The organism is Micromonospora chalcea (assembly GCF_002926165.1).
Taxonomy (GTDB): domain Bacteria; phylum Actinomycetota; class Actinomycetes; order Mycobacteriales; family Micromonosporaceae; genus Micromonospora; species Micromonospora chalcea.
On sequence record NZ_MAGP01000154.1, the window covers coordinates 128,800 to 137,881 of the forward strand.

At 72.4% G+C, this 9,082-nt stretch carries 8 protein-coding genes; 1 reads left to right on the plus strand and 7 read right to left on the minus strand.

The features are described from left to right. Positions 1 to 11: 11 nt before the first annotated feature. The 7 genes from BAW75_RS26935 to BAW75_RS26965 all read right to left on the minus strand — a co-directional run bounded on the left by BAW75_RS26935 (position 12) and on the right by BAW75_RS26965 (position 8,600). Positions 12 to 1,289 (minus strand): aminotransferase class V-fold PLP-dependent enzyme, encoded by a 1,278-nt coding sequence (locus tag BAW75_RS26935; RefSeq protein ID WP_104115333.1) that lies wholly within the window; start codon positions 1,287 to 1,289, stop codon positions 12 to 14. Positions 1,290 to 1,537: 248 nt separating this feature from the next. Continuing rightward, entirely contained in the window at positions 1,538 to 2,242 is a 705-nt protein-coding gene (locus BAW75_RS26940) for a crotonobetainyl-CoA--carnitine CoA-transferase (protein ID WP_043325247.1), read from the minus strand. A 92-nt stretch (positions 2,243 to 2,334) separates the two neighbouring features. Then, positions 2,335 to 3,621, minus strand: a complete 1,287-nt coding sequence (locus BAW75_RS26945; protein WP_104115335.1) for an ABC1 kinase family protein — start codon at positions 3,619 to 3,621, stop codon at positions 2,335 to 2,337. A 5-nt stretch (positions 3,622 to 3,626) separates the two neighbouring features. Next, complete coding sequence (locus BAW75_RS26950) at positions 3,627 to 4,268, minus strand: NHL repeat-containing protein (protein WP_043325250.1); 642 nt, start codon at positions 4,266 to 4,268, stop codon at positions 3,627 to 3,629. Beyond that, entirely contained in the window at positions 4,268 to 5,164 is an 897-nt protein-coding gene (locus BAW75_RS26955; RefSeq protein ID WP_043325252.1) for a 50S ribosomal protein L11 methyltransferase, read from the minus strand. The genes BAW75_RS26950 and BAW75_RS26955 overlap by 1 nt, the downstream gene beginning before the upstream one ends. 128 nt (positions 5,165 to 5,292) lie before the next feature. After that, the gene (locus BAW75_RS26960) at positions 5,293 to 6,492 is read right to left on the minus strand and encodes a DUF6004 family protein (protein ID WP_030499571.1); all 1,200 of its coding nucleotides are present in this window, start codon (positions 6,490 to 6,492) and stop codon (positions 5,293 to 5,295) included. Positions 6,493 to 6,698: 206 nt separating this feature from the next. Then, on the minus strand, positions 6,699 to 8,600 hold the full coding sequence (locus BAW75_RS26965; RefSeq protein ID WP_244206284.1) for an AfsR/SARP family transcriptional regulator: 1,902 nt from the start codon (positions 8,598 to 8,600) through the stop codon (positions 6,699 to 6,701). A 372-nt stretch (positions 8,601 to 8,972) separates the two neighbouring features. Here BAW75_RS26965 and BAW75_RS33525 point away from each other — a divergent pair. Beyond that, positions 8,973 to 9,082 (plus strand): Clp protease N-terminal domain-containing protein (locus BAW75_RS33525; protein WP_146074793.1); only part of this gene is annotated, 110 nt, incomplete at its 3' end.

The window sequence follows — 9,082 nt, forward strand, 5'->3', positions numbered from 1 at the left end:
CCGGGCGCTGCTCAGAGGAACCGGACGTCGGGGTGGTCGGTGGTCCAGGGACCCGGTCGTACGCCGGCGAGCAGCTCGCCGACGAGGTCGATCTCGGCGGTGGTGTTGTAGACGCCGAAGGAGAGCCGGACCGTGCCGAGCAGGCCCATCTCGTCGAGGAAGGTGCTGGCGCAGTGCACGCCGCAGCGCACCGCCACGCCGTGCCGGTCCAGGTGCGCCCCGACGTCGTACGGGTGGATGCCCTCGACCACGAACGAGACGATGCCGCTGGGGTCGGCGGCCGGGTCACCGACCACCCGCACCCGGTCGATCGCGGCGAGCACGTCGACGGCGTGCCGGACCAGCGCCCGGTCGTGCCGGCGGATCGCGTCCCAGCCGAGGTCGCGCAGGTAGTCCAGGGCGGCGGCCAGCCCGACCGCGCCGGCCACGTGCGGCGTGCCGGCCTCCCATCGGGCCGGCCCGTCGAGGTAGCGGACCGGCTGGTCGGCCGCGACGCCCTTCACGGTGCCGCCGCCCACCTGGTACGGGGGCAGCCCGGCGAGCAGGTCCCGGCGGCCGTGCAGCACGCCGACGCCCATCGGCCCGTACGCCTTGTGCCCGGAGAAGCAGTAGAAGTCGGCGTCGAGGTCGCGCACGTCGACCGGCCGGTGCGGTACGGCCTGGGCGCCGTCGACCACCACCAGCGCGCCGGCCCGGCGGGCGGCGGCGGTCATCTCCCGTACCGGGTTGACGGTGCCGAGCACGTTCGAGACGTGGGTGACCGCCACCAGCGCGGTGTCCGGGCCGAGCGCGGCGGCGAACCGGTCGGCCCCGACCCGCCCGTCCGGTCCGGCCGGCACCACTGTGAGCGTGGCGCCCGTACGGTCGCAGAGCCGGCGCCACGGCAGCAGGTTGCTGTTGTGCTCCATGCCGGTCACCACGACCCGCCGGCCCGGCCCGGCCACCCGTTGCCCGGCGGTGTCCGCGACCAGGTTGACCGCGGCGGTGGTGCCGGCGGTAAAGAGCACCTCCTCCGGCTGCGCCGCGCCGATCGCCCGCGCGACGCTCTCGCGGGCCTGCTCGTACCGCTCGGTGGACTCCAGGCCGAGCCGGTGGTAGCCGCGCCCGACGTTGCTGTTCGCCCCGGTGTAGTAGTCGGTCATCGCGTCCAGGACGACGCGGGGCTTCTGCGTGGTGGCGGCGTTGTCCAGGTAGGCGACGAGGTCGCCGGCCCGGCGGGCCAGCAGGGGGAAGTCGTCCCGTACCGCCCTGGGCAGCGCCTCCGGATCGTGTCGCACCGTGTCCGTCATGCCGGCTCCTGTCGCTTGACGGCCGGTCGTCGGTGCCGGCGTACGCGCCGCGCGGGGTCGCCCCCGCGACGCGCACGGACGCCGTCAGGCGCTCGGGCGACGGAGGGCGGACCGGTCGTCCCCGTGGGACCACAGTGCTCGGGAGGTGCCGCACGGGCGCGGCGTGCCGGACGACGACGGGCCCCGACGAACGCCGAGGCTAGTTCAGAATAATATAGTGATCCGGTCCCGTCACCCCCTGGCGCGGGTCAGTGACCGGAGGTCGTCTGAGCGGCGGGCGCGGCGCCGGCGTCCAGGCCGAGCAGCTCGCAGCAGCGCAGCACCGCGTCGATGTCGCCCTCCAGCTTGAGCTGCCCGCCGACCATCGCCATCAGCGGCGTGACCCGCCCGGCGCCGATGCGCACGAACGTGGCCGCGTCGGTGGTCGCCACCATCGCCGGGTCGTCGGACGGCCCCTTCGCCACGCGCGGCACCCCGCCGGCGACGTCGATGCGGAAGACCTCGTCGTCGACCTGGAACTGGTAGCTCTCGTCGATCGGGGAGATCTTGTCCCACTGGAACATCGCCTCCACGGCGAGGAATCCCCAGTGCGGGCGGACCGTGTCCTCGGCGTTCAGGTCACCGACGAACTCCAGGCCCCAGTGCGCGAGCCCGAGCACCATCGGCCGCAGCGCCTGCCCGGTCGGGGTCAGCTCGTAGGAGAGCCGGCCGCCGGTGCCGTGCACGTCGACCTGCCGCAGCACGCCCGAGTCGACGAGGAACTTGAGCCGGTCGGCGAGCAGGTTCGTGCCGATGCCGGGCAGGTCCGCGAGCAGTTCGCTGTAGCGCCGGGGACCCATCAGCAGCTCCCTGATGATCAGCAGCGTCCAGCGTTCGCCCAGCACGTCGAGCGCGGACGCGAGCCCGCAGTACTGGTGGTAGGAGCGCTTGCCGGCGAGGCCAGTCTGTGCCATTCCGCTATCGTATATTTTAGTCGGCTGTTTGCGCAGGTGGGGACGCGCTGTCGAAGCGACCGGCCAGGCCCGGCGGACCGTTCGGCCAGCGGTCAGGCGGCGGCCCGGCGGCCGAAGAGCCCCCGCATCAGCACCGGCTTGGCCAGCTCCTGGAAGTCGAGGTCGGGGTCGAGCTCGCGTACCGTCCCCTCGATCACCAGCAGCGACAGCAGCGGGAAGATGAGTTCCGGCGCGGCGTGCACGCCGTAGCGGCGTTGCAGGTCGAACATCTCCGCGGCGAACGCGATCAGGCTGAACTCCCGGGCCGGCAGCCCGTGGCTGCGCTCCACCAGGTCGGCCATCCGGACCAGGAACGTCTCCACGTCGGCGTCCGGCCGCAGGCCGGTGCCGCTGCGCACCACGATCTCGGCGCAGTACCGGCCGCGCCCGATCGACATGTTCATGAAGAACTCCGCGAACAGCCGGCGCAGCTCCTCGGTGAGCTGCACGCTGAACCCGGCGTCGAGCACCACCACCTGGGCGCCCCGGGTGAAGTAGAGGTTGCCCGGGTGCATGTCGCAGTGGACGAATCCGTCCACGAAGAGCATGTGGTAGATCGCTGTCATCGCGGAGGCGGCGAACCGCTTTCGCACGGCCGCCGACATCGACCGCGCCACGTCCACGTCGAGGTCCGGCATGAACTCCATGACCAGGCAGCGCGGCCGGCAGGCGTCGTCGCGTACGCCGGGCACCCGGACCCGGGGCACCACGGCGAGGTTCTCCTTGAGCCGGCGCAGGTTCTCCGCCTCCCGGGCGAAGTCGAGCTGGCCGAACACCGCTCCGCACATGTTCTCGACCACCTCCCGCACCGGGACGCCGCGCAGCATCGGCAGCCGGGCCATCACCCGGGCGCCGTGCCGCATCAGCGCGAGGTCGAGGGCCATCGTCGACTCGATGCCGGGACGGCGCAGCTTGAGCGCCACCTCGGCGCCGTCGGGCATCCGGCCGCGGTAGACGCAGGCCACGCTGCCGCTGGCCACCGGCGACGGGTCGATCTCCGCGAACTCCGCGGGCGTCTCGCTGCCGTACGCCTCGGCCAGCGCCCGGCTGGTCTGCTCGGGGGTCATCGGGTCGACCCGGTCCTGGAGCACCGACAGCTCGTCGCAGAGCGCGGCCGGCAGCACGTCGCGCCGGGTGCCGAGCACCTGCCCGGCCTTGACGAACGTCGGGCCGAGCCGCATCAGCAACGTGGTGAGACGGCGGTACAGCAGCCGGCGGGCCGCCGCCCGGTCACCTCGGACCGCCTCGACCAGCGCCGCCGGCAGCACCGGCAGCAGGTGGGCGGCGCCGACCGCGCCGATCCGGGTCGAGCGGGCCAGCAGAGCGCGCGTGGTCGCCATGGACGTCAACCCTTCGTGATGCCCGGCACCTCGATCGCCCGGAGCTGCAGGGTGGTGAAGTCGCAGTACCAGATGCGGCGGCCGTCCCAGGTGATGCCGGTCGGGTTGCCCGCGACCGAGTAGGCGGCCACCTCCCGGCGGGCCGCCACGTCGTACAGGTTGATGGTGGCCGCGTCGCGGTCGGAGTAGACGAGGTAGCTGTCGGAGACGGTCAGGCCGGCGATCGGCTGCCGGACCGGGAACGTGTCGATCAGCCCGAAACCGTCCGGGTCGCGCAGGTCGACCTGGCGCAGGTCCTCGTAGCCCAGCCAGAGCCCGTGCCGGGTCGCCTCCAGCCCGCACAGCACGTTGCCGGGGCGCGGGTTGCCGAACTCGCCGAGCAGCTCGCCGTCCTCGGGATCGACCAGCCGCAGCACACGGTCGTCGCCCGCCACCTGCAGCAGCCGCCCGCCGATCGTGGTCAGGTCGGTGCGCACGCCGGGGCAGTCGAGCCGGCGGACCACCTTGCCGCTGATCGGGTCCAGGGAGGCGATCTGGCTGGAGACCGCCTCGGAGAACCAGAGGCACTCCGCGGACCAGGTCAGGCCGCAGAGCTTGAGAGCGCCACGGACGGGAATGTCGCGGACGGTACCCACCGCGAAGGGCATCAGGACCTCCTCTGCCGGGACAGGCCGCACTCCAGCCGCCAGCCGGTCACGGCGCGGACGTCGCGCCGGGCCGGCCGGCGCAGGGCGACGGACAGCTCGTCGCCCTCGGCCACGTCGGTGTGCCGCAGCGGCCACACCCAGACCGCCCAGTTGCATCCGGGGTACGACGGGAAGTTGGACAGCGTCACGTCGTCGGTGAAGTCGGCGGTGAAGAAGCCGAGCACGGCGTGCAGCCTCCCCGGCGCGATGACCGGCAGCCGCTGCCGCAGCGTCTGCCGGGACGGCGACCGGCCGTCGAGCGCCTGGTCGAGCACCACTGTGGGCTCGGTCAGCAGCTTCGGCGGACGCTGGAAGAAGTGCAGCTGGGCCGCCGGGGCCACGAGCTCCTGCACCGGGTCGAGCCGGTAGCCGTAGAAGTCGCCGCCCCACAGCCCCCAGCCCTCGTCGGCGAACTCGGCCGCGGCCAGCCAGGTCCGCAGCCGCCGGGGCACCACCCGGCCGCCGGGGCGCAGGTGGCGACGGGCGATCACGTGCAGCACCTCGGCCATCTCCTCCTCCGGGCCGAGGTTTCCCATCATCTCGGAGACCAGCACGTCCGCCTTGCGGGGCAGCCGGACCGTACGGGCGTCGCCGGTGACCAGGGTGAGCCGTCCCTTGAGGTCGTTGGCCTCGATGATGCGGGCCGCCGCCGCGGCGGTGGCCGGGTCGGCCTCGACCGCGTACACGTGCTCGGCGCCGTGCCGCAGCGCCAGCAGGGAGAGCGCGAGCAGCCCCGCGCCCACGTCGACCACCACGTCGCCGGGGGTGACGGCCTCCTCCAGCGCCCTGTCGTACGCCCGCAGCCGGGGCGCGTCGCCGAGCATCATCTGGTGCATGAGCAGCAGCCGCTGGTCCACGCGGTACCCCCTGAGCGCGCGTCCCTCCCGACCGCCGTAGCAGCCGGGAGGGACATCGTGACGGTACGTTGCTATTGGTTTTACTAGTAGAACCTCTGGCCGGCAGGCCCGTCAAGCGGACCCGTCGGTCAGGCGTTCACCGCGGCGTGCTCGCCGACCAGCGCGTCCCGCATCACCAGGTTGACGCCGGTGAGGCGAGCCTTCGGCTGCTCGTCCACGGTGACCAGGGCGGTGTCCGAGCCGTCCAGCTTGAGCTCGGTGCCGGTGGCCTCCATGCCGCGCATCTTGCCGTTGACGTGCACGGAGTTGGCGGCGTAGAGCGTCTCGTGCGGCGTGACCAGCTCGAACTCGGCGTCGATGTGCAGGTCGCCGGGGAACTTGAGCCGGCTGAGGCTGTCCTCGTTGCCCTCGCCCAGCGTGCCGCCGGAGACCCGCGGCCAGCTCGCCCGCAGCATGACCCGGCCACCCAGCTCCGGGCTGTGTCCGACGACCGCGACGCGGGCCAGCTGGGCGAGCACGCCCGGGCCCTCGTCGTGCTTGTCCGGGCCGAAGAGCAGCACCTCGGCGCCGGCCGCCTTGCGGTAGTCCCCGGCCAGGTCGACCCGCACCGTCTTGCCGTTGACCTCGACCTCGATCTGCCCCTCCAGCGAGGTCTGCATGATCATGGACGGGTCGACCAGCATGGACATGCACGGGCCGGCGCTGGGCGCGAAGAACAGGTTCGGCGTGATCCCGACCGGCTGGTTCTCGTCGTTGGCCGGGTACCACGCCTCCGGCAGCGTGGTGCCCTTGACGACGTTCGGCGCGGCCATCACGTCGAAGGGACCGTCACCGCGCGGCTTGCCCAGGTAGGGCCCGGTCAGCGGCTTCTTGAACGGCGGGACGCTGTCGACCACGCCGTAGATGTCGATGACGTTGCGGTGGGCGAGCCGCAGCGTGCTCGACTCCAGGATGCCGAAGCGGCGGATGTAGAACTCGGCCGGGAAGTTCTTGCCCGGCACGATCTGCCGCACGTGCCCGCTGTTGGGCAGGAACGGGTTGGACAGGACCTGGATGCGGTCGTCCAACTCGTAGCTGAACCCCTTGATGCCCACCTCGGGCGCGCTGATCAGCTCGGTGGCGAACTGCGCGTAGCCGTTCTCGTCGACCTTGTGCTCGAAGCCCGGCATGGGCCACTTGTTGAGCTGCACGAAGCCGGACAGGTTGATCGTCTCGCGGCGGCCCGAGTAGTAGTCCTCGCCGAAGACCACGGTTGCCGCGGCGAGGATGTGCGGGCGGATCGGCTTGGGTTCGAGGTTCAGGGACTCGTAGGTCTCTCTGGTGCTCAAGCCAGACACCTCCAATGTCTGTCGGCAGGGGTCAGCGGCGGTCTGAGGGCCGCTGGTGGACCGGACCCGACCGGTCCCGCCGAACTTCAAGCTATGTGTTTTTAAAGCGTGCTGTCAATGCCTGAGGCATCGTCAGGTGTCATCGGCATCCAGAACGCGACGGCCCGCTCCCCCGGCGGGGAGCGGGCCGTCGCGACGGCCGCCGGTCAGTCCGGCACGGCCGCCGCGCCGGCCGGCAGCAACGGCCGGGACAGCGGCAGGGGCAGTTCGGCGGCGGGACTCGTCACGGCCCCCGGGGTGCCCGTCTCCAGCGCCAGCCGGCGCAGCAGGCCGAGCATCCGGTACCGGCCGCCGGTCGTCCCGACCGGCATCACCAGGGACTTGTCCACCAGGGCGGCGAGCACCACCCGCACGTCCGTGGGCCCGGACGGATGGGGCCGCCAGAACCGCTGGGCGGCCGCCAGGTCGAACACCCCCGGCAGCAACGCGACGCGCTGGAACAGACAACGCTCGGCCACGTCGAGGCGCTGGACGCTACGGTCGAGCATCGCCCGCAGCGACGTGTGGCGTGACTCCGGTCCGGCGGCGGGCGGGCGCAGTCCGTCCAGCGGTCCCTCCAGCTTGCGCAGCACCCCGTCCAGACTCTCGGTGGCCAGGCACGCCGCCGCCATCTCCAGGGCCAGCGGCAGGCCGTCGAGCCGGCGGCAGATCTCCACCGCGACCTCCGCGACCGGACGGTCGAGGCGGAACCCGGGGCGGGCCTGGGCCGCCCGTTCGGCGAGCAGCGCGACCGCCGGATTGGACAGGACCGACGGCCATCCGCCCGGCTGCGGCACCGGGAGCGGATGCAGGCGCTGGACCCGCTCGTACGGCAGCCCGAGCGGCTGACGCGAGCCGGTCAGCACCGCCACGTCCGGGCACGCCAGCAACAGCCGGTCGGCGACCACCGCACACGCGTCGACCAGGTGCTCGGCGTTGTCCAGCACCACGAGTGTCGGCTGGTCGCGCAGCAGTTCGACCGGATCCTCGGCGCCGTTGCCCCCGAGCATCCGGGCCAGCCGGCGTTCCAGCTGCCGCCGGTCACTGAGATCGAGCGTGTCCACCGTCAGGACCCCGCCGGTGAAGACGCGGGCGGCCTGGTGGGCGGCGCGCAGTGTCACCGCCGACTTGCCACAGCCGGGCGCGCCGGTGACGGTCACCGCGCGGTACTTCGCCAGCAGGGCCGCCAGGTCGGCGATGTCCCCGGCCCGCCAGTGCAGCGGCCCGGAGATCGGCCCGCAGCCGGGCCTGCGCCTTGCGGCCGGCACCGCCGGCGCCGGCCGGGGCACCGGTGGACGGCCGGCCGGGCGCACCAGCGCCCGGTGCACCGCCCGCAGTTCCTCCCCCGGGTCGACGCCCAGTTCGGTACGGAGCCGCTCGGTGATGTCGGCGTACCGGTGCAGGGCCACGGTCCGGTGCCCGCTGCTGCCGAGCACGGCCAGATAGTCGGCCTGGATCGCCTCGTGCAGGGGTTCCAGCCGGGCCAGCCGGGTGGCGGTGTCGAGCACCGCCGCGGCGCGTCCCAGCCGCAGCCCCAGACCGACGTAGCTGTGCGAGGTCGCCACCCAGGCCGCACCCAGGGCCTCCACCTCGATGTTGTCGTGCAGCAGCGAGCGCAGCTCACCGAGGGTCGGGCTGCGCCACAGGTCCAGCGCCTGCCCGAGCAGGTGGAACGCCTCCTCACGGCAGCCCTCGCCGATCCGCTTCTCGGCCTCGGCGACACAGCGGCGGAACCGCGCGACGTCCGTCTCGACGGTCTCGGCGCGCAGCGAGTACCCGGTGACGGTCGAGGCGATGACCCGCACCCGGCGCCGCGGCGGATGCTCCGGTTCGAGGACCTGGCGCAGCCGGGCCACGTACGTGTGCACGAGCGACCGGGCGCTCGGCGGGACCACGCCGCCCCAGACCGCCTCCTCCACCTCGCTCACCGGGACGCTGTCGCCCAGGCGTAACGCCAGAAGCGAGAGCACCGCCCGCTGCTTGGCCGGTCCGGGCTCCACCGGATGCCCCTTCCGCCGCACGCGCAGCGGACCCAACAGGTCGACCCGGTAACAGGCGCGACTCTCCATCATCTATCCCCCCAGGCTCAGCGTGAGCCCGAGACTGGCACATCCGGTTACCACGTCGCCACACTCAGCTATTGCTCAGGAAACTCGGCAGGCCAGGCCGCCAACCCGCCCGAGCAGCGTGATCACCGCCCGGGACGTGCGTAAAGGCCGCCGGGCGGAACGACGACGGCGGGGAGTTCTTTTTCATATGGCGAAGCTATTGATAGAAGTTGCGGGCCGTGCCGGGTTGCGTGACCCGGTTCCGACGAAGGCCCACCCTGAAAGGGATGCCGCCCACCTGGAGGCCCGTGTCGCGCATCCAGGATAGACAGAATGCTATATGAAATCTTAGTATTCTGGTGGCCGGATGACTCAGGTGAGGAGCACGAGGGCATGTTCGAGCGGTTCACCGACCGAGCGCGACGGGTTGTCGTCCTGGCCCAGGAAGAGGCCCGGATGCTCAACCACAACTACATCGGTACGGAGCACATCCTGTTGGGCCT